This is a genomic window from Streptomyces sp. NPDC093065 (assembly GCF_044754585.1).
In the GTDB taxonomy this organism is placed as follows: domain Bacteria; phylum Actinomycetota; class Actinomycetes; order Streptomycetales; family Streptomycetaceae; genus Streptomyces.
This window is the reverse complement of sequence record NZ_JBIVPJ010000004.1, coordinates 86,173-110,337: the sequence shown is the minus strand read 5'-3', so window position 1 is coordinate 110,337 and position 24,165 is coordinate 86,173. Positions and strand designations below refer to the sequence as shown.

General features: G+C 70.4%; 23 protein-coding genes and 2 pseudogenes. 11 read left to right on the top strand and 14 right to left on the bottom strand.

The genetic code is table 11. From position 1 onward, the window contains the following. Positions 1-167 precede the first annotated feature (167 nt). The gene (locus ACIQFU_RS08925; RefSeq protein WP_402550172.1) at positions 168-767 is read right to left on the bottom strand and encodes a hypothetical protein; all 600 of its coding nucleotides are present in this window, start codon (positions 765-767) and stop codon (positions 168-170) included. A gap of 225 nt (positions 768-992) precedes the next feature. On the opposite strand from ACIQFU_RS08925, the gene ACIQFU_RS08920 reads away from it, so the two are divergent. Together ACIQFU_RS08920 and ACIQFU_RS08915 are read left to right on the top strand one after the other, a co-directional pair. Next, entirely contained in the window at positions 993-1,265 is a 273-nt protein-coding gene (locus ACIQFU_RS08920) for a WhiB family transcriptional regulator (RefSeq protein WP_402550170.1), read from the top strand. A 112-nt stretch (positions 1,266-1,377) separates the two neighbouring features. Beyond that, positions 1,378-2,952: a cytochrome bc complex cytochrome b subunit gene (locus ACIQFU_RS08915; protein WP_402550168.1), complete on the top strand. Its 1,575-nt coding sequence runs from the start codon at positions 1,378-1,380 to the stop codon at positions 2,950-2,952. Positions 2,953-3,133: 181 nt separating this feature from the next. On the opposite strand, the gene ACIQFU_RS08910 is transcribed toward ACIQFU_RS08915, so the two are convergent. From ACIQFU_RS08910 to ACIQFU_RS08895, 4 genes are all read right to left on the bottom strand, one after another. Next, positions 3,134-3,742: a YceI family protein gene (locus ACIQFU_RS08910; protein ID WP_402550167.1), complete on the bottom strand. Its 609-nt coding sequence runs from the start codon at positions 3,740-3,742 to the stop codon at positions 3,134-3,136. 122 nt (positions 3,743-3,864) lie between these two features. Beyond that, positions 3,865-4,614, bottom strand: a complete 750-nt coding sequence (locus tag ACIQFU_RS08905; protein ID WP_402550165.1) for an SDR family oxidoreductase — start codon at positions 4,612-4,614, stop codon at positions 3,865-3,867. 173 nt (positions 4,615-4,787) lie between these two features. Continuing rightward, complete coding sequence (locus tag ACIQFU_RS08900; protein WP_402550164.1) at positions 4,788-6,518, bottom strand: L-aspartate oxidase; 1,731 nt, start codon at positions 6,516-6,518, stop codon at positions 4,788-4,790. A gap of 70 nt (positions 6,519-6,588) precedes the next feature. Then, a complete protein-coding gene (locus ACIQFU_RS08895) occupies positions 6,589-7,821 on the bottom strand; it encodes an NAD(P)/FAD-dependent oxidoreductase (RefSeq protein WP_402550163.1) in 1,233 nt (410 codons plus the stop codon). A 184-nt stretch (positions 7,822-8,005) separates the two neighbouring features. Here ACIQFU_RS08895 and fdxA point away from each other — a divergent pair, with 184 nt between their 5' ends. After that, the gene (gene fdxA, locus ACIQFU_RS08890) at positions 8,006-8,392 is read left to right on the top strand and encodes a ferredoxin (RefSeq protein ID WP_402550162.1); all 387 of its coding nucleotides are present in this window, start codon (positions 8,006-8,008) and stop codon (positions 8,390-8,392) included. Between the two features lie 55 nt (positions 8,393-8,447). Here the strand turns inward: fdxA and ACIQFU_RS08885 are convergent, their stop codons facing one another. Next, positions 8,448-8,945, bottom strand: a complete 498-nt coding sequence (locus ACIQFU_RS08885) for an Ohr family peroxiredoxin (protein ID WP_402550161.1) — start codon at positions 8,943-8,945, stop codon at positions 8,448-8,450. Between the two features lie 215 nt (positions 8,946-9,160). Further along, positions 9,161-10,057, bottom strand: coding sequence for an RNA polymerase sigma-70 factor (locus ACIQFU_RS08880; protein WP_402550160.1), 897 nt, complete (start codon positions 10,055-10,057; stop codon positions 9,161-9,163). 306 nt (positions 10,058-10,363) lie between these two features. Here ACIQFU_RS08880 and ACIQFU_RS08875 point away from each other — a divergent pair, with 306 nt between their 5' ends. Genes ACIQFU_RS08875 through ACIQFU_RS08860 form a run of 4 tightly spaced genes read left to right on the top strand, consistent with a single transcriptional unit; the run spans position 10,364 to position 14,015 of the window. Next, on the top strand, positions 10,364-11,332 hold the full coding sequence (locus tag ACIQFU_RS08875) for a patatin-like phospholipase family protein (protein ID WP_402550158.1): 969 nt from the start codon (positions 10,364-10,366) through the stop codon (positions 11,330-11,332). A 34-nt stretch (positions 11,333-11,366) separates the two neighbouring features. Further along, positions 11,367-12,587 (top strand): macrolide family glycosyltransferase, encoded by a 1,221-nt coding sequence (locus ACIQFU_RS08870; RefSeq protein WP_402550157.1) that lies wholly within the window; start codon positions 11,367-11,369, stop codon positions 12,585-12,587. Between the two features lie 4 nt (positions 12,588-12,591). Beyond that, the gene (locus tag ACIQFU_RS08865; RefSeq protein ID WP_402550156.1) at positions 12,592-13,080 is read left to right on the top strand and encodes a hypothetical protein; all 489 of its coding nucleotides are present in this window, start codon (positions 12,592-12,594) and stop codon (positions 13,078-13,080) included. Further along, complete coding sequence (locus tag ACIQFU_RS08860; RefSeq protein WP_402550155.1) at positions 13,077-14,015, top strand: hypothetical protein; 939 nt, start codon at positions 13,077-13,079, stop codon at positions 14,013-14,015. Before ACIQFU_RS08865 ends, ACIQFU_RS08860 begins: the two co-directional genes overlap by 4 nt. Before the next feature lie 109 nt (positions 14,016-14,124). Here the strand turns inward: ACIQFU_RS08860 and aceE are convergent, their stop codons facing one another. Next, positions 14,125-16,863, bottom strand: coding sequence for a pyruvate dehydrogenase (acetyl-transferring), homodimeric type (gene aceE, locus ACIQFU_RS08855; protein ID WP_402550154.1), 2,739 nt, complete (start codon positions 16,861-16,863; stop codon positions 14,125-14,127). Between the two features lie 119 nt (positions 16,864-16,982). Further along, positions 16,983-17,723, bottom strand: coding sequence for an SDR family oxidoreductase (locus ACIQFU_RS08850; protein ID WP_402550153.1), 741 nt, complete (start codon positions 17,721-17,723; stop codon positions 16,983-16,985). Between the two features lie 207 nt (positions 17,724-17,930). On the opposite strand from ACIQFU_RS08850, the gene ACIQFU_RS08845 reads away from it, so the two are divergent. Beyond that, positions 17,931-18,380 carry a cupin domain-containing protein gene (locus ACIQFU_RS08845; protein WP_402550152.1) on the top strand — a complete coding sequence of 150 codons (450 nt, stop codon included), beginning with the start codon at positions 17,931-17,933 and terminating at the stop codon, positions 18,378-18,380. 43 nt (positions 18,381-18,423) lie between these two features. Beyond that, positions 18,424-19,056, top strand: coding sequence for a DUF5134 domain-containing protein (locus ACIQFU_RS08840; RefSeq protein WP_402550150.1), 633 nt, complete (start codon positions 18,424-18,426; stop codon positions 19,054-19,056). A gap of 26 nt (positions 19,057-19,082) precedes the next feature. On the opposite strand, the pseudogene ACIQFU_RS08835 reads toward ACIQFU_RS08840, so the two are convergent. From ACIQFU_RS08835 to ACIQFU_RS08825, 3 genes and pseudogenes are all read right to left on the bottom strand, one after another. Further along, positions 19,083-19,586: pseudogene (locus tag ACIQFU_RS08835) on the bottom strand (aldehyde dehydrogenase); the annotation flags it as partial. Between the two features lie 78 nt (positions 19,587-19,664). Next, positions 19,665-20,516 carry a helix-turn-helix transcriptional regulator gene (locus tag ACIQFU_RS08830; RefSeq protein ID WP_402550149.1) on the bottom strand — a complete coding sequence of 284 codons (852 nt, stop codon included), beginning with the start codon at positions 20,514-20,516 and terminating at the stop codon, positions 19,665-19,667. Positions 20,517-20,545: 29 nt separating this feature from the next. Next, entirely contained in the window at positions 20,546-21,478 is a 933-nt protein-coding gene (locus ACIQFU_RS08825; protein ID WP_402550148.1) for an SDR family oxidoreductase, read from the bottom strand. Between the two features lie 265 nt (positions 21,479-21,743). Between ACIQFU_RS08825 and ACIQFU_RS08820 the strand changes: the two genes are divergently transcribed. Further along, positions 21,744-22,409, top strand: coding sequence for a nitroreductase (locus tag ACIQFU_RS08820; protein ID WP_402550147.1), 666 nt, complete (start codon positions 21,744-21,746; stop codon positions 22,407-22,409). Positions 22,410-22,512: 103 nt separating this feature from the next. On the opposite strand, the gene ACIQFU_RS08815 is transcribed toward ACIQFU_RS08820, so the two are convergent. Continuing rightward, a complete protein-coding gene (locus ACIQFU_RS08815) occupies positions 22,513-22,719 on the bottom strand; it encodes a hypothetical protein (protein ID WP_402550145.1) in 207 nt (68 codons plus the stop codon). Between the two features lie 289 nt (positions 22,720-23,008). On the opposite strand from ACIQFU_RS08815, the gene ACIQFU_RS08810 reads away from it, so the two are divergent. Continuing rightward, a complete protein-coding gene (locus ACIQFU_RS08810; protein ID WP_402550143.1) occupies positions 23,009-23,881 on the top strand; it encodes an RNA polymerase subunit sigma in 873 nt (290 codons plus the stop codon). Positions 23,882-24,072: 191 nt separating this feature from the next. Here ACIQFU_RS08810 and ACIQFU_RS08805 read toward each other — a convergent pair. After that, positions 24,073-24,156 (bottom strand): annotated as a pseudogene (locus ACIQFU_RS08805) (hypothetical protein); the annotation flags it as partial. Positions 24,157-24,165: the final 9 nt, after the last annotated feature.

Below are 24,165 nucleotides of genomic sequence, written 5' to 3'. Positions count from 1 at the left end.
CGACTTGCCGACCGCGTGCACGAAAGGACTTCGCCTGGAGGTGGAGTCCTCTTCCGGCAGACAAGGAAGGGGGAATCAAACACACTGTTGGAATGCAATACGCTTTTCACAGTGTTCTTACTGTGATGTAGGTACCCTGTTGCCTCGGTCCGGAGTGGCCGGGGCGATTACCGGGCGCGGTAGAGCCCGCGGCCGGCCCGGCGGATACGGGAGGTGCCGACCAGACGGTCGAGGGTGCTGCGAACCGCGTTGATGCTCCCGCTGTCGGCGTCGCGGCCCAGTGCCGCCGCGACATCCCGGGCGCGCACGTCGGCGTCACCGACGCTCGCGAAGTACTCCAGAATCTGCTCGGTGAGCCGGCCGTAGCTCCCCAGCCCGCCGTCCTCGGCGCGGGGCGCGCGTGAGGTCCGCTGCTGCGCCGTCCGCTGCCGGGGCGCCGGCTGTTCGAAGCGCGACCCCGTCCGGGACACGGCGGTGCCGCCGCCCTCGACGGACGCGTCGGTGTCGGCCGTCGCGGCCTCGGCTGCCCGGGGGCGCTCCGCGAGCGGGGGAGCGGCGGCAGGCCCGGCCGGGTCGGTGGCGCCGGCCGGGGAGAGCATGAGGACCTGAAGAGCGCTGAGGGCCCGCTGAACGGAGCCGAGGTGGGCCACGACCGCGGCCAGTTCCCGCTCGAGTGCCTGCTTCTGGACCTCCAGGCGGGCCAGGTCCTCCTGGAGGCTCTCTGCGGTGATCTCAACATTGTGCGCCGCGCGAGTTCCCGAGACCATGTGTTCCTCTCATCCTCGTCCGTACGTGCACATCATAAGCGGCAGCGCGCCCCTCACAAAGATGTACCAATTGTTGCCACTGTCCCGCAGGGAGTGCAACGGGATGCCGAGGGGAAGTCTGTCACGCCCCGGGCGAGACCCTCCACGGGCAGAAACCCCCGTGTCACACATACGGACAGCACTCGGTCTCACAAGCCAGATGCTTCGTCACCGAGGAGGCCCGTCATGGACTGGCGTGAACAGGCGAGTTGCCGATACGAGGATCCCGACCTCTTCTTCCCCATCGGCAACAGCGAAAGCGGCCCGTCGCTGATACAGGTCGACGAGGCGAAGTCCGTGTGCCGTCGGTGCCCCGTCATGGAGACATGCCTGAACTGGGCGATCGAGGTCCCGCCCATGGAGGGGATCTGGGGTGGGACCACGGAGAGCGAGCGCCGTGCCATCAGGCGCCGGTTCGCACGCCGGACGGCTCGGACGACCGTGAAGGCCGTCGCATGACCGGTCCCGGGGTGCTGGGAGCCGGACCACGAAAAGGTTATGTCACATATTCACACGGTGTCCGGTCGTATGGGAGACAGACGACCGCAAACCCTGCCGTTGGAGTGCCACCGTGAACGAGTCTGGTGAAAGGGTCGCCCAGTGGGCGAAAGAGCGGCTGGGCCACCGCGGCGGTGCCCGGGGCGCACTGCGGAAGGCCTTCCCGGACCACTGGTCGTTCCTGCTGGGAGAGATCTGCCTCTACAGCTTCGTCGTCATCGTCCTCACGGGCGTGTACCTGACCTTCTACTTCCACCCGTCGTCCGAGCAGATGATCTACGAGGGCAGCTATGCGCCACTGCGGGGACAGCCGGTCTCGGCGGCGTTCGACTCGACGATGCACATCTCCTTCGACGTGCGCGGCGGCCTCCTCATCCGGCAGGCCCACCACTGGGCGGCCCTGATATTCGTCGCCGCCGTGTTCACGCACATGATGCGGGTCTTCTTCACCGGCGCCTTCCGGAAGCCGCGTGAGCTCAACTGGGTCCTCGGGTTCTCCCTGCTGATCCTGGCCATGTTCGGGGGGCTCACCGGATACGACCTGCCGGGCGACCTTCTGTCCGGCACCGGGCTGGCCGTCGTGAACGGAACGATTCTCTCCATACCCGTCGTCGGCACCTACCTGTCGATGTTCCTCTTCGGCGGAGAGTTCCCGGGAAACGATCTCGTGGCCCGCTTCCACACCATCCACGTCCTGCTGATCCCCGCCCTCATGGCGGCGCTGATCCTCGCCCACGTCGTCCTGGCCCTCCGCCACAGGCACGCCCAGTACGCCAAGCCGGGGCGCACCAACGACAACGTCGTCGGCATACCCGCCCGGGTGTACATGGTGAAGTCGGCGGGATACTTCTTCCTGGTCACCGGCGTGATCTTCTTCGCCGCGGCGATCGCGCAGATCAATCCCGTCTGGGAGTACGGCCCCTACCGGCCCGACCAGGTCTCGGCCGGATCACAGCCCGACTGGTACATGGGTGTGGCCGACGGACTCCTGCGGGTCATGCCCGGCTGGGAGATCAGCGCCTGGGGCCACACGCTCGCCCTCGACAACCTTGTCCCGCTCCTGGCGGGCATCGGTCTCTTCGCCGCGATGGGCGCGTATCCCTTCATCGAGGCGTGGGTGACCGGCGACGACCGGGCGCAGCACCTGCTCGACCGGCCGCGCAACCGGCCCGTGCGCACCGCACTGGGGGCCGCCTGGCTGAGCGTGTACCTGGTCGCGCTGATCGGAGCCGCCAACGACGTGATCGCGACGCGTTTCCACGTCTCGGTGAACGCGGTGACGTGGGGGGTCCGCATCGGCCTGTTCGCCGTACCGCTCGTCGTCTACTTCGTCGCGAAACGCTGGGCCCTCGGTCTGCAGCGACGCGACCGCGACAAGGTTCTGCACGGCTGGGAGACAGGCATCGTCAAACGCCTCCCGCACGGCGAGTACGTCGAGGTGCACGAGCCGCTCGGCCCCGCGGAGTTGCACGTACTCACCGCGCACGAGCAGTACGCGCCACTCGCCGCGTCGGCCGAGGACGACGGCGACGGAGGGCGCAGCCGCGCGCAGCGGCTTCGGAGCCGGCTCAGCCGTGGCTTCTACGGCGAGGCGTCGCAGATTCGGAAGCCAACCGAGAAGGAGTACAAGCAAATTACCCATTCGTAGCCGTCTCACGCCGATCCACGTACCAAGAAATGCCCGGAAAGGCCGGCCGGAAGCTTTCTGACGACGCCGTCCCGACTGGTCGAATCGGCGAATGCGCCGATGGACGCAGACCAGCACAGACCAGCACGCCAGACCCCCGGAGACCGGGGGCTGGCGTGCTGGTGGCGTTCTCTTCAGCGAGTCAGGCGGCGGGGGACACCTGCTGCTCCTGGCGCACCGCGGAGATGTCGAGCGCCAGCGTCACCTTGTCGCCGACGAGAACGCCACCCGCTTCCAGGGGAGCGTTCCACGTGAGCCCCCAGTCGGACCGCCGCAGGGTGGCCCTGCCCTCGAAACCGACCCGGTGCTGCCCGTAGGAGTCCTGGCCGGCACCGCCGAAGGTGATCTCGATGCCGACGGGCAGCTCGACGTCCTTGATCCTCAGGTTGCCGACCAGGCGGAAATCGTCGTTTCCGACGGGAACGATCCCGGTGGAACGGAAGGCCATCAGAGGGAAGAGCGCGGAGTCGAAGAAGTCCGGACCGGTGAGATGCGTGTCCCGGTCCCGGCTGCCGGTGTGCAGGCTCTGCGTCTGGACACTCGCGTAGACCTCCGACCGTTCTGGCCGGGAGCCGTCGAGTTTCAGGAGTCCCTCGAACGCGTCGAACCTCCCCCGCACGTTCGAGATCATGGCGTGCCGGACGGAGAAGCCGATGGTGCTGTGGACCGGGTCGATGGTGTAGATGCCGGTCAGCGACGTGTACCGGCCGGCCGGGAAGAGGACGGTGTTCTGTGTGCGGTTCCTGAGCATGACCAGACGCTTCCTTCTGGGCGGAGTGAGGTGGCGGCGGAGGACGGCGGCACCGGGACAAGACGGGGTGGCCCCCCGGAGAGAGGGGCCACCCCGTCTGGACGGCCTGCTGCCTGCCGTTGCTACCGCTGCTGCTGCGCGGACCAGTCGGCGATCCGCGTTTCGGCGATCTGCGCGTCGGGACCGGGCAGGAGGGTGGTCTCCTGGAGCTGGGCACCGAAGTACGGGGCCTTCGGGTCCGCCACGACCTTCCGGGGGTCGTTCTTGGCGGCGAGGGCCTTGCGGACCAGCTCGTCCAGGTGGAACGCCTCGGGGCCGGCCACCTCCACCACACCGTCCACGGGTGAGCCCGCGGCCGTGCGGCCCACGGCGGCGGCGACGTCGTCGGAATAGATGGGCTGGATCCTGACCGGGGCCAGGCGCACGGTGTCGCCCTCGGTCGCGGCGTCCGAGATGCCCTTCATGAACTCGAAGAACTGCGTGGCGTGGACGATGGAGAACGGGATCCCGGACTCCTTGATCAGCTCCTCCTGCACCTGCTTGGCACGGAAGTAGCCGCTCTCCTGGAGCCGCTCGGTACCGACCACGGAGAGTGCGACGTGGTGGGTCACACCCGCTTCCGCCTCGGCCTTCAGGAGGTTGCCGGTCGACGTGCGGAAGAACTCCATCACGTCGTCGTCCGCGAACGAGGGGGAGTTCGAGACGTCGACCACGACGGAGGCGCCCTGTAGGACCTCGGCCAGGCCCTCACCGGTCAGGGTGTTGACGCCGGTGTTGGGAGCGGCCGGCACCGCCTCGTGGCCGTGCTCGTTCAGCTTGGCGACCAGCTTCGAGCCGATCAGGCCGGTCCCGCCGATGACTACAACCTTCATTGTTCGGATCCTCTCCGAGTTCTCTCCGCGCGGCGAAATCGTGGGAAACGCTTCTCCGCCGCATCGGTCGATTTCGTTCTTCACTGAGAAAGACAGAACGCCGAGTTGTTTTGTGACACCGCACCCGGACGAATTCAGAATCTTCCGGGTCCGCGTGCCGGGATGCCCGCGGTCTATTCCACGAGCTTTCCGTCGGCCGAGACCTCTTCCATCAGAAGGGAGATCTCGTCCGGAACGGGACCGATGCTCTCGTGAGTGATTCCCGCCGTGGGGGACCACACCAGGTTCACCCGCAGCGCGGGATCCATCTGCGGGTAGTCGCTCCGGTTGTGGCACCCGCGGGTCTCCCGGCGTTCGAGGGCCGCCTCGAGCGTGGCCCGTGCCGCGAGCGCGGCGGACTTGAGGTCGAAGGCGTGGGCCAGATCCTGGAATCCGGCGATGTCGGGGTGGACGCCGACGTCCTCCATGCGCTTCTCGATCGCGGTGAGCTCCGCGAGCCCGGCGCGCAGCCCGTCCTCGTCTCGTACGACGCCCGCGTGCTCGGTCATGGTGTTGCGGATCGCGCGCTGGAGGGCCCGCACGTTCTCCCGTCCGTCCGCCGCGAGCAGTTCGTCGACCTCCGCCCGTGCCTCGGCCACCGCGGCCGCCGAGCGCGGCTGCGCGGTGAGCTCCTGGGAGTAGGCGGCGGCCGCCCGGCCCGTGATGCGGCCGAAGACCAGCAGCTCGATGAGGCTGTTGCCGCCCAGGCGGTTGGCGCCGTGCAGGCCGCTCGACGCCTCGCCGATGGCGTACAGACCGCGCACGTCCGTGCTGTGGTCCTCCGGCCTGACCCACACCCCGCCCATCGAGTAGTGCGCCGTGGGCGCGATCTCGATCGGCTCGCGGGTGATGTCCAGCATCTGCAGGTCCAGCAGCGTCTGGTAGACCCGGGGCAGCCGGTTCATGATCGTCTGCCGGGGCAGGTGGGAGACGTCGAGCCAGACGCCGCCCTTGGGCGTGCCGCGCCCCTCCTTGATCTCCGTGTACGAGGCCAGGGCCACCCGGTCGCGGGTGGAGAGTTCCATACGCACGGGGTCGTAGCGGTTCATGAACCGCTCGCCGAGGGCGTTGCGCAGAACGCCGCCCTCCCCCCGAGCGGCTTCGCTGACGAGGGTCCCCGCCGCGTTCTCCGGCTCGATGATGCCCGACGGGTGGAACTGCACCAGCTCCGGGTCTCGCAGCCGGGCACCGGCTTCCACCGCCAGCCGGAACGAGTCCCCGGTGTTCTCGTCGCGCCGCGAGGACGTACGCCGCCAGATACGGGTGTGGCCGCCCGCCGCCAGAATGACGGCGTCGGCGTGGATGAGGTAGCGCTGCCCGTCCGTGAGCCCGAAACCGTAGGCCCCGAACACGGCACCGTCGTCCACCAGGAGCCGGGTGATGTACACGCTGTCGAGCATGGGAATGCCCAGCTGGGTCGCCCGCCGGATCAGCGTGCGCTGGATCTCCAGTCCCGTGTAGTCGCCGGCGAAGGCGGTGCGGCGGAACTTGTGTGCGCCGAAGAAGCGCTGGGAGATGCGGCCGTCGTCCTCCCTGGCGAAGGCCATGCCGTAGCGTTCCAGGTCGTCGATCCCCAGGGCGGCGCCCCGGGTGACGATCTCGACGGTGCGCGGATCGGCGAGGAGGTAGCTCTCCTTGAGCGTGTCGGCGGCGTGCTGCTGCCAGCTGTCCTCGGGGTCCATGGTGGCCAGGGCCGCGTTGATGCCCCCGGCGGCCAGGGCCGTGTGCGTGTCCTCCTTCGGGCGCTTGCCGACGGCGAGGACGTCCATCCCGGCCTCGGCGAGCTCGATGGAGGCCCGCAGACCGGCCCCGCCCGTACCGATCACCAGCACCCCGGTGGAAAGACGTTGTTCGGTGATAGCCACGATTGCTCCGATCGATTGGGTCGTCACCGACTACGACCGGCCGGTCCCGGTGTTTGTGACACGGCCCGGATCAGGGCAGCAGGCTGTCGAGGGGGACCCCGGGATCGGCGAGCAGAGCGTCGTCGACGTCGGCCCGGGACCGCACCAGAGCCCGGATGGGATCGACGACGTCCCACACGTTGACGTTCATGCCGGCGAGCACACGACGGCCCGACATCCAGAACGCGATGAAACGCCGTGTGGCCGGATCGCCGCGGAAGACCACACGGTCGTATCCGCCGGCCTCCGTGTGACCCGTGTACTCCATCCCCAGGTCGTACTGGTCCGTGTAGAAGTACGGCAGCCTGTCGTACACGGCGTCCTGGCCGAGCATGCTCCGCGCGGCCGTCTCCGGCTGGTTCAGGGCATTGGCCCAGTGCTCGACGCGGACATGACGGTCGAGGAACGGGTGATAGGCGTTGGCGACGTCACCCGCCGCGTGGATCCCGGGCACCGAGGTCCGCAGGTGCTCGTCCGTGACGATGCCGTTGCGCACCTCAAGGCCCGCCTGCTCGGCGAGCCGCACGTTGGGGGTGATGCCGACGCCCACGACGACGGCGTCCGCCGCCAGACGCGTACCGTCGGCCAGCAGCACCCCGTCCGCGCGGTTCCCCGTCCCGGTGATGCGCTCGACCTCCACGCCGGAGCGCAGACGGACGCCGTGCTCCTTGTGGAGTCCGGCGAACACCTCGGCCGCCTCCCGGCCCAGCACCTTGAGCAGAGGCAGGTCCCCGTGCCCGAGCACGGTCACCTCCGCCCCCGCCGTCCGTGCGGCGGCCGCGGTCTCGAGCCCGATCCAGCCGTCGCCGATCACCACGATCCGCGCGCCCTCGGTGAAGGCGGACTTGAGCCGTTCGCTGTCACCCACCCGCCGCAGATACAGCACGTTCCCGAGATCCGCACCCGGTACCCGCAGGCGACGCGGAGAGGAGCCGGTGGCCAGCAGGAGCCCGCCGTAGGACACCCTGCGGCCGTTGTCGAGCTCCACTTCCCTGGCCGTCGGATCGACGGCCCGCACGCTGGTGTCCAGGAGCAGGTCCACGGCGTTCTTCGCGTACCAGTCCTCGGGGTGCACGAAGATCGAATCGCGCTCCTCCTTGCCCAGCAGGTAGCCCTTGGACAGCGGGGGGCGGACGTAGGGCGGCTCCTTCTCGTCGCCGACGACGAGAATCGGGCCGGTGTGGCCGTGCTCCCGCAGCGCCTCCGCCGCCTTTCCCGCGGCGAGTCCGCCCCCGACGATCACGAAAGTGTTCACAGATGACACGGTGTTTCCCTTCTCGGATGTCGCATTGCGAGGCGCGTGGCCCTCGGCCAAGTGACCGGGCATCTGAGCCTGCTGTGACATTGGGGCCGTGCCTCCGGCGGTCGCGGTGGTGTCACATCAGCAGGGCCCGAGCGGTCTTAACGGCTGGCCGGGAGTACCGCGCTCGCGGACGGAGGAGGACGGGATGACGTACGTGATTGCGCAACCCTGCGTCGATGTCAAGGATAGAGCCTGCGTCACGGAATGCCCCGTGGACTGCATCTACGAGGGCGAGCGGACGCTCTACATCGACCCGTCCGAGTGTGTCGACTGCCACGCGTGCGAGCCGGTGTGTCCGGTGGAGGCGATCTTCTACGAGGACGAGCTCCCGGAGCAGTGGGCGCACTACCGTTCCGTGAACGCCGAGTACTGCCAGGCCGTCCAGGAGCCGGACGCGCTCGGGGGCACCGGCGGCGACCACCGTTTCGTCGCCGAGCTGCCCCCGCAGCTTTCGCGGAGGATGAAGGAGACCGCCGTGTTCACCATCCGGAAGGAAGCGGCCGCCGACGCCGATCTCTGGTTTCCCGGCTGACCGCGTCGCGCATGGGGCGCGGCTCGGGTGAGTCCCGATGCGCGCGGCGTTCAGGTCAGGGAACGAGAGTGACGGTCGCCGGCGTTCCCTCACCGGCCATCCTGGCGTAGGGACACAGCGCGTCCGCCTTCTCGATGAGGGGCGTGGCGACCTCCGGGACGACACCGGGCCACCTGACCACCAGATCGACGCGGAGCAGATACCCGCCGTCTCCCGGATCCCGGCCGAACGCCACGGTCGCCTCGACACGGATCGCGGACGGATCGAGCGCCTCCTGCCGCGCGACCAGGCTCAGGGCGCCGTGGAAGCAGGCCGCGAAGCCGGCGGCGAAGAGCTGCTCGGGATTGGTTCCGTGCCCGTCGCCGCCGAGCGCGGCCGGCATCCGCAGGTCGAGGTCGAGAACCCCGTCGTCCGACCGTGCTCGTCCGGAGGCCCGTCCGTGGGCGGCCACGCCACCACTGACCGTCACCGTCGTCGTGTAGATGGCGGAGAAGGACTCGCCGTCGAAGTCCTTGTCCGTCGACAGGTCCGGCAGTCTGATGTGCTCGGTCATCTCGTGACCCCCCGGGCCGGAGTCCCGACTCGCCGGGCACAACCGCTCACACCGCAGAGGGCGGGACCTGCCGCGCCGCTCATGGCTGTCGTCACGTCGTCTGTCCTTCAGGTCTTGAGGAAACCGCAGGTTCGGGCAACCAGATGACCGACGAGTGGCCGTGCTTGTGACAGACACGGCGGGCCCCTCGCCGCCCCCGAGCCCGAGGGCCGTGCTCAGCCCGTCAGCGACGCGACGTACGGCGCGAGCTTGGCCGGGTTCATCACCCACATGATCCTGTCGATGCCCTCTGCCGAGACGTCGACGGACAGCAGTGCCACCGGGTCCTCGCCGAAGTGCACCAGAACCGCCGGCCGGCCGTTGGCCTCGACCCAGCGGACCTGCGCCTGCGGCCAGAAACGGGGCGCGAAGGCGACCAGGTACCTGGCGACGCGCGTACGCCCGAAGACGGGGATCTTCGATGCTCCGCGCACTCCTCCGCCGTCGGAGTAACTGACGACGTCCTGGGCGAGGACGTCCTCCAGTGCCCTGAGATCCCCGGTCCGTGCCGCGGCGAGGAACACTTCCAGCAGGCGCTGGTGGGCGGACCGGCTCACCCGCTCACCGCGCTCTGCGGCCAGGTGCTTGCGGGCCCGGCTCACCAGCTGGCGGGTATTGGCCTGACTCGTCTCCAGGATCTCGGCGATCTGCCCGTAGGGGTAGTCGAACGCCTCCCGCAGAACGTAGGCGGCCCGCTCCACCGGATTGAGCTTCTCCAGGAGGTGGAGAACGGCCAGCTCGACCGCCTCGGCCCGTTCAGCGCCCATCTGCGGATCCGCGCTCGTGTCGACGGGCTCGGGAAGCCAGGGACCGACGTACGTCTCGCGCCGCACGCGGGCGGACTGGGCGGTGTTGATCGCGAGCCGCGTGGTCATGGTGGCCAGAAAGGCCGCGGGTTCGACAACCCGGCTGCGGTCTGCCTTCTGCCATCGCATCCAGGCTTCCTGGAGGATGTCCTCGGCCTCCACCGTGCTGCCGAGCACGCGATAGGCGATGCCGAAGAGCCGCGGACGCGACGCGACGAAGTCCTCCGTCGCCTTCTCCAGTGCGTCCACATCGTCCCCAGAGCGCATTGACATCCCTTCCGGCCCGGAGCACCCATGCTACAACCGGCACAGATGGGACGCATGGGCGGCTCGGAGGGCCCGAACCACGGGAACAACGTGGTACTCGATGTCACACGAGGAGGGCCGTCAGGGCGCAAGCCGGGGCGGGGACCCGCACCCGTGTCACAGATCCGCGTTCCGTCCGGTCGTAGTGGGCGGACCGTAACGACGTGTCACCCAGGGTGGAGAAGGTGGATCATGCGGGTCACTCGCCTCCGGAAACCGCACTCGTCATCACGCCCGGACGAGACGCGTTCCCTGCCACCACGAAAGGTGTCCACAGCCCCCGACTCGGTGGGCCTGAACACGCTTCCGCGGCCCGTCGCCGTGGTCGTGGGCGCCGGCGGCGTGCTGGGCGCGGCACACGTCGGCATCGGGCACGCGCTGGAGGAACGCGGGTTCGTACCGGACATGATCATCGGGACTTCGGTGGGCGCGCTGAACGGCGCCATCGCGGCCTCGCGCCCCGACGGGGCGGCATCGTGGCTGGAGCACGCGTGGAGGGAACTGCGCCGCCGGGACGTGTACCGGCTTGCCCATCCGTCCTCCCGGGCCGGCCTCTTCACCGACCTGGGGCTGCGCCGGCTGATCCTGCGGGCCGGACTTCCCGCGCGCATCGAGCAGTTGACCGTTCCGTTCACCGCCGTGGCCACGGATCTGGTCGCCGGTACTCCGGTGCTGCTCGACCACGGCGACCTCGAATCCGCCCTGCTGGCCAGCACCGCCATCCCCGGGATTCTGCCGCCGGTGGAACGCGGGGGCAGACTGCTCGTCGACGGCGGGGTGACCGCCTACGTCCCCGTGCTGGCAGCCCTCGAAGCGGGCGCTTCCAGTGTGGTCGTGGTGCCTACCGGGCCGGAGAGCTCGCCGCTGCCACCCGACGCCCCGCCTCTGCGGGCCGGCGCCATCGCCGCACGGGCCGGGGTACTGCTGCTGCACCACCAGATCGAACGCGACCTGCACGAAGTGGCGCGGAGCATCCCGACCGTAGTGCTGCCGACCGGCACCGAAGACTGGCCCGCCCCCTGGGACTTCGGCCACTCGCAGCGGCTGATCAGCGCCGCCTCCCGGACCGCCGGGCACTTCATCGACGCGCTGCACGTCACCGGTCCGGGCCTGTACCGGATCGAGGGCGCCGAACGGGCCGTGCCCGGCGCGCGGATCGCTCAGAACGCCTGGCAGCCGAGAACACAGCACGAGGCCCCAACACAGCACGAGGCCCGAACACCACACAAGACCTGAACACAACAGGTCAGGACCCAGAGGAGATTGATCTGTGAGCACCGTCGCGTTCCTCAACATCGGTATGCACGGGCACGTCAACCCGACCCTGCCGGTCGTCTCCGAACTCGTCGGGCGCGGCCACACGGTCACCTACCACACCTGGCCGGAGTTCCGTGAGGAGATCGAGGCCACCGGTGCCGATGTGCACCTCTACCCCGGTGGTGCCCCTCCGCTGCCCGATCCCGTCACCCCGCTCACGCTGCTGGAGGCGCTCGCCGGCACCGCCGTACGCATGCTGCCCGCCGTCCTCGACGACCTCCGCGGCATCGGCCCCGACCTGGTCGTCCACGACAGCGCCTGCCCCTGGGGCGCGGTCGCCGCGCGTGAACTCGGGGTCCCGGCGGCGTCCTCGTTCACCACGTTCGCCTACAACCGGCACGTCCCCAGCCCCACGAGCGCCTCGTGGGACCTGCTCACCGCGGCGCGTACCCGACCGCGCAGCCTCCGGGGCTACGTCCGCTCACGCCACGAACTGCACCGGCGGTTCGACACCCACGACGTACCGCTGGTCGACCTCTCGGGCATCCGCCAGCCGCTCAACCTGGTGTACACCTCACGCGAGTTCCAGCCCGACGTCCAGGAGTTCGACGGCTCCTACCGGTTCGTCGGTCCCAGCCTCGGCGCCCGGCCGCACGACCCGGCCTTCCCCTTCGAGCGGCTGCGTGATCCGGTGCTGTACGCCTCCCTGGGCACGGTGTTCGACGCCGACCGCCGCCTGCTGCGCTGCTTCGCCACCGCGCTCGCCCCGCTGGGCGGCACCGTGGTCCTCTCCACCGGCAGGACCGACCCCGCGGCGCTGGAGCCACTGCCGAAGAACGTGATCGCGCGCTCACACGTGCCGCAGACCGAGGTACTGGAACGTACCGCCCTGCTCGTCACGCACGGCGGGATGAACAGCGTGAACGAGGCCCTGTACGCCGGAGTCCCGATGCTGGTGATCCCGCAGGGCGCCGACCAGCCGCTGGTCGCGGGGCGCGTCACCGACCTCGGCGCCGGTCTGTCGATGCGGCCCAGGGACGTCTCGGAGGAGACCGTCCGCTCGCTCGCCCGGCGCCTGCTGGACGAACCCCGGTTCCGGAGGGCCGCGCACACCATGCGCGACGCCCAGCACCGGGCGGGCGGATTCCGGCGGGCCGCCGACGAACTGGAGCGGTACCTGCGTACAGCGCGTCCGCTCCGGCCGGCAGTCGCCGACCGGCCGCAGCAGGGGTGACGCCATGTCACCCGCCGTCGTCGCACTGCTTCTGCTCGCCGGACTGTCGGAAGCCGCCGGACGCATCATGCCGCTCCTGGTGTGCCGGCCAGGCGTGTCCCCAAGGAACGTCGTCGGACTGATGCTGACCGGCGCCGTCGTCGAAGGCGCCGTGCTCGCGCTGTGGCCGCTGACCGCGCTGACCACGGCCGAACTGCTGCCGGCCTCCCCGTCCGGGGACGGCACACTGGAGTGGACCCCGGGCCTGCTCGCCCCGTTGCTGCTCGCCGCGGTACTCGCCTTCCCGCTGCTCGGCCCCCTCCTCCATCTGCTGGTCTTCGCCGGAGTCGGCGCCGCACTCACCGGCCCGCTGGCCGCCACGGCCGGGCTGGGCTGGTGGACCGCCGCCGGCTGCGTGGCCGCGGCCGGAGTCGCGCTCGGCGTCGCGGTGGAGGGCGTCCGCCGGCTGGTCGTACGCCTCGGCGCGACCGCTGCCCCGGAGCCGCTCGCATGAACCACTTCCTGCTCTGGGCCGCCCTGCTGGGACCGGCCCTGCTCGCCGAGGGACTGCTCGCCCGGTACGAGGTGCTGGCCTACGGCGCCGGCTGGCGCGACCCCGTCACCACACTCCCGGAGGGCATGCCCTACGCCCGCGGCGCGGCACCCGACGATCCGCCGAAGGCCTATCTGGTCTACCTGGACGGCATCGGAAAACGGCGCGTGCGCGACAGCCGCGACGGCGGCCAACTGGTCAAGGCCGTGATCGCCGCAGCACCCGAACTGCGGGTCCTGGGCCAGGTCCAGCCCTATTCGCCGCTCGCCGACCCGCTCGCCGACCGCCCCGTGTGGGCACGGCTGCGCCGCCATGTCGGGCTGCTCCTGTTCCTGCACAACGTCATGCAGATCTTCGTCGCCGCCGACCGGCGGTACCGCCCCCTGTACAACCGGGCCGTCGGCTCCCAGATCGCCACGCAGCTACGGCTGGCCGGCTACCGCCCGGGCAGCGGCACTCCCGTGGTGCTGCTCAGTTACAGCGGCGGCGCACAGGTCGCCACCGGCGCGGTCGACGAACTGCGCACACGGCTGGCCGCCCCGCTCGTGCTCGTCATGTTCGGGGCGTTCCACAACGGGGCCAACGACCTCAGCCGCGCCGAGCACGTGCATCGACTGACCAGTGCGTACGACCGTGTCGAGCGGGTCGGCACCTGGATGTTCCCCCGGCGCTGGCCGCTGTTGCGCCGCAGCGCCTGGAACCGTGCCGCCCGTGCCGGGAAGGTCACCGTCCACCGTCTCGACCCGGCCACGCACGTCGGACCGCGCAGTTACATCAGCCCGACCGCCCTGCTGCCGGACGGCCGCAGCCATCTCGACCGCACCACCGAGACCGTGATCGCGATCGTGCGCTCCCACCGTGCCGCGACCGCGATGACGCAGGACCCGGCGCCCTGAACGGCGACGGCCACAGAGGGCCGGAACCGTCGAAGGCGGTGCGGGGCGACGTCCACTCGTCGCCCCGCACCGCCCGTGTGTTTCCCGCAGCCGCAGCCGCAGTTACGGCTCAGGACCGGGAACCGGGACCCGGCGGGACCACCGAGTCCCCGGCCGGGTCACCGAGGGGCCGGCCGTAGCGCCCGCGGGCCTCGGTGACCGTCCGCGAAGAGACCTCGCCGGCCCGGGCGAGCTGGTCCAGGGCGGCGATCACGATCGACTCCGCGTCCACCCGGAAGTAGCGGCGTACCGCGTCCCGGGTGTCCGACAGGCCGAACCCGTCCGTTCCGAGGGAGGCGTAGTCCTGCTCGACCCACTGGCTGATCTGGTCGGGCACCTGGCGCATCCAGTCGGTGACGGCCAGCACCGGTCCCCGCACACCCGAGAGTGCGCGCGTCACATAGGGGGTGCGCTCCACGCCGTTCAGCCGCTCCCGGTCCGCGCAGAGGGCGTCGCGGCGCAGCTCCGTCCAGGACGTCACCGACCAGACGTCGCCGTGCACGTTCCACTGGGACCGCAGGAGTTCCTGGGCCTCCAGCGCCCAGTGGATCGCCGTGCCGGAGGACAGCAGCTGGATCCGCGGGCCGGCATCGGGGAACTCCGCCTGCCGGAAGCGGTAGATGCCCCGCACGATGCCCTCCTCGATGTCCGGCACGGGAGGCATGGCGGGCTGCCGCTTCGGCTCGTTGTACACCGTCAGGTAGTAGAAGACGTTCTCGGGCCGCTCGCCGTACATGCGCCGCAGCCCGTCCTTGACGATGACCGCGATCTCGTAGGCGAAGGCCGGGTCGTAGCTGACCGCCGCCGGATTCGTGGAGGCCAGCAGGTGGGAGTGCCCGTCGGCGTGCTGCAGCCCCTCACCGGTCATCGTCGTACGGCCCGCGGTCGCCCCGATGACGAACCCGCGCCCCATCTGGTCGGCGAGCGCCCAGAACTGGTCGCCGGTCCGCTGGAAGCCGAACATGGCGTAGAAGATGTAGAACGGGATCATCGGCTCACCGTGCGTGGCGTACGAGGTCGCCGCCGCGGTGAACTCGGCCATCGAACCGGCCTCGGTGATGCCCTCGTCGATGAGCTGGCCGTTCTTCGACTCGCGGTAGTACAGCAGCTGGTCGGCGTCGACCGGCTCGTACGTCTGCCCGTCCGGCGAGTAGATCCCGGCGGTCGGGAACAGGGACTCCATGCCGAAGGTGCGGGCCTCGTCGGGAATGATCGGTACCCAGCGCTGCCCCGTCTCCTTGCCCTTCATCAGGTCCCGGACCAGGCGGACGAGGGCCATCGTGGTGGCCACCTCCTGGTTGCCGAAGCCCTTCTCCAGCGTTTCGAAGGGCTTGGCCGGCGGCTGCTCCAGCCGGCCCGCGACGACGCGGCGCACCGGAGCCGGACCGCCCAGGGCGGCACGCCGCGCGCGCAGGTAGCGCACCTCCGGCGCGTCTTCGCCGGGGTGCCAGTACGGCACCAGATCGCCGCTCAGCGCACTGTCCGGAATGGGCAGTTCGAGCAGGTCGCGCATCTGCCTGAACTGCGCCATGGTGAGCTTCTTCATCTGATGGTTGGCATTGCGCGCCTCGAAATCCGGCCCCAGGGTGTGCCCCTTGACGGTTTGGGCGAGGACGACGGTCGGCGATCCCCGGTGCTCGACGGCGGCCCGGTAGGCGGCGTACACCTTGAGTGGTTCGTGGCCGCCGCGCGACTTCTCGAACAGCTCGGTCAGCTGGGCGTCGCTCAGCCCGGCCGCGATGCCCGACAGCGCGTCGCCGGTGAAGAAGTCCTTACGGACGTAGGCGGCGTCCCGCGTCGCGTACGTCTGCATCTGCGCGTCCGGCACCTCGCCCAGACGGTGGACCAGCGCACCGGTGGTGTCCTGCGCGATCACCGGGTCCCAGGCCTCGCCCCACAGGGACTTCACCACGTTCCAGCCCGCCCCGCGGAACCGTGCCTCCAGCTCCTGCACGATCTTCGAGTTCGACCGGACGGGACCGTCCAGCCGCTGGAGGTTGCAGTTGACGACGAAGGTGAGGTTGTCCAGTCCCTCACGAGCGGCGAGCGCCAGCGCGGCCATCGACTCGGGCTCGTCCGTCTCGCCGTCCCCGAGGAAGGCCCACACGCGCGAGGCAGAGGTGTCCTTGATGCCCCGGGCGTGCAGATACCGGTTGAAGCGGGCCTGGTGGATCGCGGCGAGCGGGCCGAGCCCCATCGACACGGTCGGGAACTCCCAGAGCCACGGCAGCCGCCGGGGGTGCGGATAGGAGGGCAGCCCGTGCCCGTCCGCCTCGCGCCGGAAGGCGTCCAACTGGTCCTCGCTCAGGCGTCCTTCGAGGAACACACGGGCGTAGATCCCGGGCGAGGCGTGCCCCTGGACGTACAGCTGGTCGCCGGAGCCGTCGCCGTCCTTGCCCTTGAAGAAGTGGTTGAAGCCGATCTCGTAGAGCCAGGCCGCAGAGGCGTACGTCGATATGTGACCGCCGAGGCCCAGACGGGAGCCGCGGGTGACCATCGCAGCCGCGTTCCACCGGTTCAGGGCGGTGATCCTGGACTCCATGGCGAGGTCGCCGTCGAAGGGCGGCTGGGCGGCTGCCGGGATCGTGTTGATGTGGTCCGAGGAGAGCAGTCCGGGCAGGCGCACACCCGACCTGGCCGCGTGCTCGTGGACCCTTCGCAGCAGATACGCCGCCCGGTCCGGACCCGCGTTGCGCACCACGGCGTCGAGCGAGGCCCGCCACTCGGCGGTCTCCTCGGTGTCGCGGTCGGGTACCTGGTCGAGTTCACTCGTGGGCGCGGACTCTGCGGGCTGGGCCGGATCGCTCATGTCGGTCTTCCTGTCACGGTGTCGGGAGGGGAGGAGACCGGCCGCGGGACGGGACGCGCCGTCGGTGTCCGCGGCCGACGGGTCGGGGACGGGCCGGGGGCCGGCGTCGCCAGGAGGCGTCACCGCAGGGCGAGCCACTGGTCGAGGGTGCCGTGGCCCACGTGGGCGTCGGCACCCGGGAGCAGCGTCCGCTCCCCGAGCACCGCGCCGAAGAACGGGGCGTGCGGGTCGGTGACCACACCTCGCGGGTCGCCGTGCGCCGCCTGCACCTTCGCGGTGAGTTCGTCCAGGCGGTACTGGTCGGGCCCGGCGACCTCGCGGATGCCGAACAGCGGCACGCCCACGGCGGCATGGGAGACCGCGGCGGCGACGTCGTCCGCGGACACGGGGCGTACCAGCGCGGGCGCCACGTGTACGCCGTCGGCGTGCTTGGCCGAGCGGGACAGTGCGTCCACGGACTCGAAGAACGGCGTGGCCCGTACCACGGAGTGGGGTATCGGGGAGCGCCGCACCCGCTGTTCCTGGAGCGCCTTCGCACGGAAGTAGCCGCCCTGGACCCGGTCGGCGCCCACCACGGACAGCGCCACGAAGTGCTCCGCGCCCGCCGCGGCGGCGGCCCGCAGCAGATTGGCGGTCGCGGTGTCGAAGAACTCGGCACTCGCCCGTTCGCCGCGGGAGGGCGCGTCGGTGACGTCCACGACCACCTCGACACCTCGCAGGGCGTCGGCGAGCCCCTGCCCGGTGATGACGTCGACACCTTCGGAACGGGACACGGGGACGGCCTGCACACCGTGGTCCCGGAGCCCGGCGACCGTCCTGGAGCCGATCAGCCCACTGGCTCCTGCAACAACGACTCTCATCTGAGGTCTCCTCCGTCGGGGGCCGACGCCCCGCTGATGCCTGCATGGCGGTGCTGGTGGAATCCGACCGCTCATCACACGTACGACCGGGCTGCCGACGTTGTTGTGACATTGCGGACGGGACCCGCCGGTGTCACAGAACCACCCGGTGCCCGGTCAACACGGGGAGACCGTCATGAGATCCACGGAAACGGAAGGTGCAACACAGTGTCCGAGAACCACGCAGCTCACGCGCATGGAGCCGGGGAACACGAGGAGGGGGCGAGCTGGACGACCGCGGCCAGGATGCTCCAGGACGCCTCCCCGATCACCATCCCCGACGGCGCCTCGGCGATGACCATCGAGGTCGAGTGGGAGCCGGGCGACCCGGGCACCCCTCCGCACCGCCACTCCGGTCCTGCCTTCGGCTACGTCGTCGAGGGCGCGGTCCGCTTCGAGTTGGAGGGCGAGCCCGAGCGCGTCGTCGAAGCCGGCGGCACGTTCTGGGAGCCGGGCGGCGACGTCATCCACTACCAGGACGGCAACGCGCTGACGGACGCGCGGACCCGGTTCGTGGTGACCATGATGTGTGCTCCCGGCAAGCCCATGCTGGAGCTGGTCGACGAGGCCGAGCTGGCCCGCCGGACGCACCTGCGCGCCCCCCGGCCCACCACCTGACCTGCGGGCCCTGCCCGTGCAGGTCGGCCGAGGCGCGACGTTCATGAGTGCCACTGACACCGTGCACGGCATGCTGAGCGTCCTGTTCGCGGCCGCCGTGGTCCACGGCCTGCGACAGGCCGTGTCGTCCAGGACCCCCGGATGGCGTGGGCGCGTCGACCACCTGCTGCACACCGCCATGGCCCTGGCCATGGCGGTGATGCCGTGGAGCTGGGGCGGTGTGCTCCCGGAGCCGCCCCAGACGGTCTTCTTCGCGGCCGCCGCACTGTGGTTCCCGCTGTCTGCGGCGGGACCGCTCCGGGACTTGCGGCCGGGCATGGTCGCCAGACGGCTGCCCCAAGCGGCCGGCATGGCAGCGATGGCGTGGATGACCCACTCCATGGCGGGCTCGTCGCACGACACACTGGCCGGCGGGCTCCCGGAAGCGCACCACTCCGCCGGCTCCGCGCATCCTGCGGGGGAGACGACGGCCGCGGACGCCGTCGGCGCGGCACTGGCGCTGCTCCTGCTGGCGTACGCGCTGTGGTCACTGACCCGGGACATGCCGGCGCTGCGCACCCCGAGGCTCGTCGAGACGCACGGCACCGGCGCCCCGGGGACACGGCACCCCTACGCCCGCTTCTGGGAGGGCTCGATGGCCCTGGGCACGGCCGTCATGCTGCTGATGCCGCACTGAGACCGCCCGGCAGGGCCGTCACGGCGTCACAGGGAGCCAATGACGGCCTTGCCGCGCATCAGGAAGTCCGACAGATAGCCGTCGTGAGGCACACCCGGCGCCATCCAGTAGGTCGGATGCCCGCCGAGATACACGTTGGCGATGGTGGGTTCCGCCAGCAGTGCGTCGACCAGTGGGCCGGCACTGGTCAGGGCCGACAGGACCGGTGTGCCGCGCAGTGGGGCGATGCCGTCCGCCCGGCTCCACGGCGCCACCCGCACACAGGGGAAGGGCAGTTCGGTCCGCAGCTGCACGGCGTCCGCCCGGGAGACCAGGTGGACGGCCGGCCGGAGCACGGCGCTGCCGTCCCCGAGATCCTCGGCGACGCCCTCCCCACCGAGCAGCGCCCGCGTCCCCTCGGCCACGGCACGCAGATGGGAGTCCAGCGCACGGGCCCGGTCCAGCGACTGCACGGGGAGCACCGCACGCTCGTCCTGCGGAGGCAGACGGGGCAGCGCGGACAGACGGGCCGCGAGGGCCTCGGCTGCGGGGCGGTACGTGCAGGAAGTCGCCCCCTCCTCCTGACCGAGCAGACGGCGGAGGTGTGACAGCGGACGGGCACCGGCGCTTCAGCCTCGGGGGCGCGCGTCTTCTCCGAGGACCGACAGCAGCCGGAGATTCACGTGGCTCTCCGTGCCGGGTACCGCGGTGAAGACCAGCAACCGCTGCGACTGATCGGGGTCGACCAAGGTCTGGCAGTGCAGTTCGAGCATGCCGACCTGCGGGTGCCGGAAACGCTTCGGAGCACAGGAGGAGCCCAGCACCGGACGCCTGTCCCACAGGGCCGCGAACTCGGCGCTGGCAGTCCGCAGTTCCTCCACGAGTTCCCCCGCGCGGGAGTCCCTGCCGTCGTGCGCGTACGCGCCGTGGAGATCCGCGACCAGGAGGCGGCTGTGCTCCGCGTGGTCGCTCTCGGGGCGGATCAGGCGGGAGGCGGGCTCGGTGAACCAGCGGTAGTGCAGGCTGCGGGCCCAGCCGGTGAAGGCCCGCTCGTCCCCCAGCAGCGCCACCGCCGTACGGGTCTGCTTGAGCGTTTCGCCCAGGTGGTTGACCACTTGTGCGGGGGTGTCCTCCAGTCGTTCGAGGATGCGCATCATGCCGGGACCGACGTGGTCGCCGCGCCGGATCCTGCGCGGAGCGACGTGCCCGGCGAGCCGGAACAGATGGTCCCGCTCCTCCAGGGAGAGGCGCAGGCCGCGCGCGATCGCGGCCAGCATCTGCTCCGACGGGTGCGGCCCCCTCGGCTGCTCCAGCCTGCTGTAGTAGTCCGCCGACATGTCGCACAGCGCCGCCACCTCTTCGCGGCGCAGGCCGCCGGTGCGCCGACGGCGCCCGCGGGGCAGGCCGACGTCCTCCGGCTGGAGGGCGTCGCGACGGGTTCTGAGAAACGCCGCCAGCGCGGCTCGGTCACCTGTGTCCACTGTCCGTGGTCCTCTTCGTCCTGGCCGTGTCAGACGGCGGGGAACGCGACGCCCGTGAGACGTTCGGAGACCTGCCAGAGCCGGGCCGCCGTCGCCTCGCTGCGGGCCGATCCGTAGATCGCCAGCCGGGTGGGGTCGCCGGTGAACTGGCCCAGACCGTCGGGGCCGTACAACTGCCCGCCGCCCGCGTCCGGACTGGTGGCCGCGTGGAGGATCGGAAGTACTCCCCTGTCCACGGACTGTACGAACATGCCCCAGCGCGCGAGTCGCCTCACAACGGCCTCGTGCGGCGCGGGACGGGAACGGCCGAGGCTGGGCCCGGAGGCGTAGAGGTTGGTCAGCGTCGTGCCCGGATGCGCGGCGTTGCTGACGATGCCCCATCCGCCCGCCGTGCTGCGGCGGTCCAGCTCCAGTGCGAACAGCAGGTTGGCCAGTTTGGACAGGCCGTACGCCCGTACCGGCGAATACCGGTGGCTGCTCTGGAGGTCGTCCCAGACCGGCTTGCCGCTGCGCGCGGCACTGCTGGTCACGGTGGTGACACGGGCTTCTCCGGCCCGAAGCAGTGGCATCAGCCGTCCCGTGAGCGCCATGTGGCCCAGATGGTTGGTGCCGAACTGCAGCTCGTACCCGTCCGCCGTCGTGTGCCGGGTCGGCGGCGCCATCACCCCGGCGTTGTTGACCAGGAGATGGACGGCCCTTCCCTCGGTCTCCAGCGTGGCGGCCAGCTTCTCCACAGAAGCCAGGGAAGCCAGGTCGAGGGCGCGGGTGCTGACCTCGGCGGCCGGCTCCGCCGCACGGATACGGTCGACGGCCGCGGCACCCTTGGCCTCGTTGCGCACCGGCAGGATCAGTTCGGCGCCGGCGGCCGCGAGCCGCGTGGCGAGCCCCAGGCCTATCCCGTCGCTGGCTCCGGTGACGACGGCGAGCTTTCCTCGCATGTCCGTCACGGTCACTTCCTTCATCACAGACTCCTGTCGTGCGGTCGACTGCTCGGACCATCAGGGTCGCCGCACGGGACGTCCTGATCCATGTGACGCCGGACCATGGTTCAAGGCCGAGCCGGTGCCTGCTGCCACGCCTGCTCCGCGCGGCGCGTCGCTTCGTTCCGCGTGATGGCTCAAACAGTGTGGGTATTTCGATGGCAACTACACTCACACTGTCTTCGGTTGATACGGTCACCCGTGCCACAGGGTCTCGATCCGCCAACCAGGTAAGGAACAGGCGATCTTGGACGTCTACCAAGCGGTCACCAGCAGGCGAGCGGTGCGAGGTTTCACCGACCGCGAAGTCCCGAGGGAGGTGCTCCAGCGCGTCGTGTCCGCCGCCGCTTGGGCGCCGTCCGCGTCGAACATCCAGCCATGGCACGCCTATCTGCTGACAGGCGAGCCGCTGTCCGATCTCAAGAAGCAGGTGCGCGAGCGCATAGCCACAGGCGAACCGTGGGACGAACCGGAGTACGTGCAGTATCCGGCCGAGCTGAAGTCCCCGTATCGCGAACGACGGTCCGCGTTCGGTGCCCAGCGCTACGGCTCGCTCGGGATCGCGCGCGAGGACTGGGAGGCCCGCCAGCGGGCCGCCGTCGCGAACTGGGAGTGCTTCGGCGCACCTGTCGCCCTGTTCTGCTACATCGACCGGGACCTCGGACCTGCCCAGTGGTCGGACGTCGGGATGTTCCTGCAGACCGTCATGCTGCTGCTGCGCGCCGAGGGGCTGCACAGCTGTGCGCAGATGGCGTGGGCGAAGTACCACACGTCCGTCGCGGAGATCCTTTCGCCTCCGGACGACCTCCTCCTCTTCTGCGGAATGTCCATCGGGTACGAGGACCCGGCGGTCAGTCATCCCCGTACGGGCCGGGCGGAGCTTGAGGAGACGGTCACCTTCGTCGGCTCCTGACCCGGTCGGGGAGCAGGGGACGGCATTCTGAGCCCGGAAGAGTCCGGAGGTGATGTCTTCACCCACTTCCGGCCTTCCCCGCCACGTTCCGCCCGGACATCTCCTACTGCTCCCCGCCGTCCGCCTCGGGTACCGAGTGACGCAGCTTGTGCAGACTGGCAGTGATCATCCCGATACGCGTGTCGACGTCTCGGAGAGCGTCGCTCAGCATGCCCAGGCGGGCCTCCAGCAGGGCAGCCTCGGCGGCCAGGAAGACGCCGGCGCCGGCCGGGTCCGCGTAGACGTCGCCGTGATCGCGTGCTGTTGACATGTATGTTTCCCTTCCTCGCCGAACAGGTGCGCGCAGGCGCCACGCACACCACCGAGGAAGTGACAGGGCAGCCGGGCGATCTGTGACAGACGGACGCTCGCGGCAGGAGATCCCCGGCCGGTGACCGGCCTCGGCCGGGCGCGAGACGGGTTTCGCCCCGCGCCGGAGCAGCGATGTCACAACATCTCCGCCCGTCCGGTCTAGCTGTCGAGCCGGCAGAGGAACCGTCTCTCAACGACCGTCGCTCGGGCCGTGCGACGCGGTGCCGGGGCGAGAGGAGGCAAGCCGCATGGACCACTCCGACGACCCGGTGCCGATTTCCGAGTTGCTCGACGAGCGGAAGCACCTGCTGGATGTCGCGTACTGGATGCTGGGCAGCGGTGGTGCGGCCGAGAGCGTGATCGACGAGACCTACCGGCACTGGTACCAGCTGTCCGATGCCGAGCGGGCGGGCATCGCCGCTCCGCGAGCATGGCTTGCGAAGGTGGCCGGCGGCATCTGCCTGGCACGGTTGGCCGTGCCGGAGCGTCCGGCCTCCGCGGCAGGCGGTCGGGCGGCCGGGACCGATGAGGCCGGCGCACTGGGGGAGGAGATCAGTGAGGTACTGCTCAACGCGCTGGACGCCCTCTCCCCCCAGGAGCGGGCCGCGTTCGTGCTCAACGGTGTGTTCGGGATGGCGCCGGGCACCGTCGCCGACGTGGTGGGGCAGTCGGAGCCGGAGGTCGCCGAACTGACCCTGCGGGCCCGGGACAGCCTGCGCGCCCGCCGCGCCCGCCCCACGACCGCCGCGGAGCACGACGCGGTGGTCCACAGGACGCGCCGGGCCTGGGCGACGCGGGACGAGGCGCTCCTGGCGTCCCTGATGGCGCCCGACGTAACGGCGTTCTTCGACGGTGGTGGCAAGATCCGGGCAACGATCAAGCCGGTACACGGCACGGAGCGGGTCGCCCGCTGTCTGCTGGGATTGCTGGACCCGGGCTCACGTACCACCCTGCGGGCCCAGTCGGTCAACGGACGGACGGGGCTGGTGATGCGATACGACCGGCAAGTGGTCGCCGTCATCAGTCTCGACGTCGCCGCTGACCGGATCGTGCAGGCGTGGATCGTCCTCAACCCCGACAAGCTCCGCTCCTGGAACCGGCCCCCTGCCGAGCACCCGTGAGCCGCACGCGTTTCCCGGCGGGTACGAGAACGGCCTCCAGCCGGGCGGTGCTTCCGGTCCGCCGCCGACAGGAAGGCGTCGAGAAGCTGCCAATGCTCCGCCGCCCCGACGGTCGCCCGCTGGTCCGCCCAGAGATGCCTGCGGGCCCTGCTCACGATCTTGCGGACGTTGACCGGGGTCAGCCCCAGGATCTCCGCGATGTCGGCGTAGGCGTAGTCGAACGCCTCGCGCAGGACGTAGGCAACCCGCTCCACGGGTGACCGCTTCAGTTTCATTGACCTGGC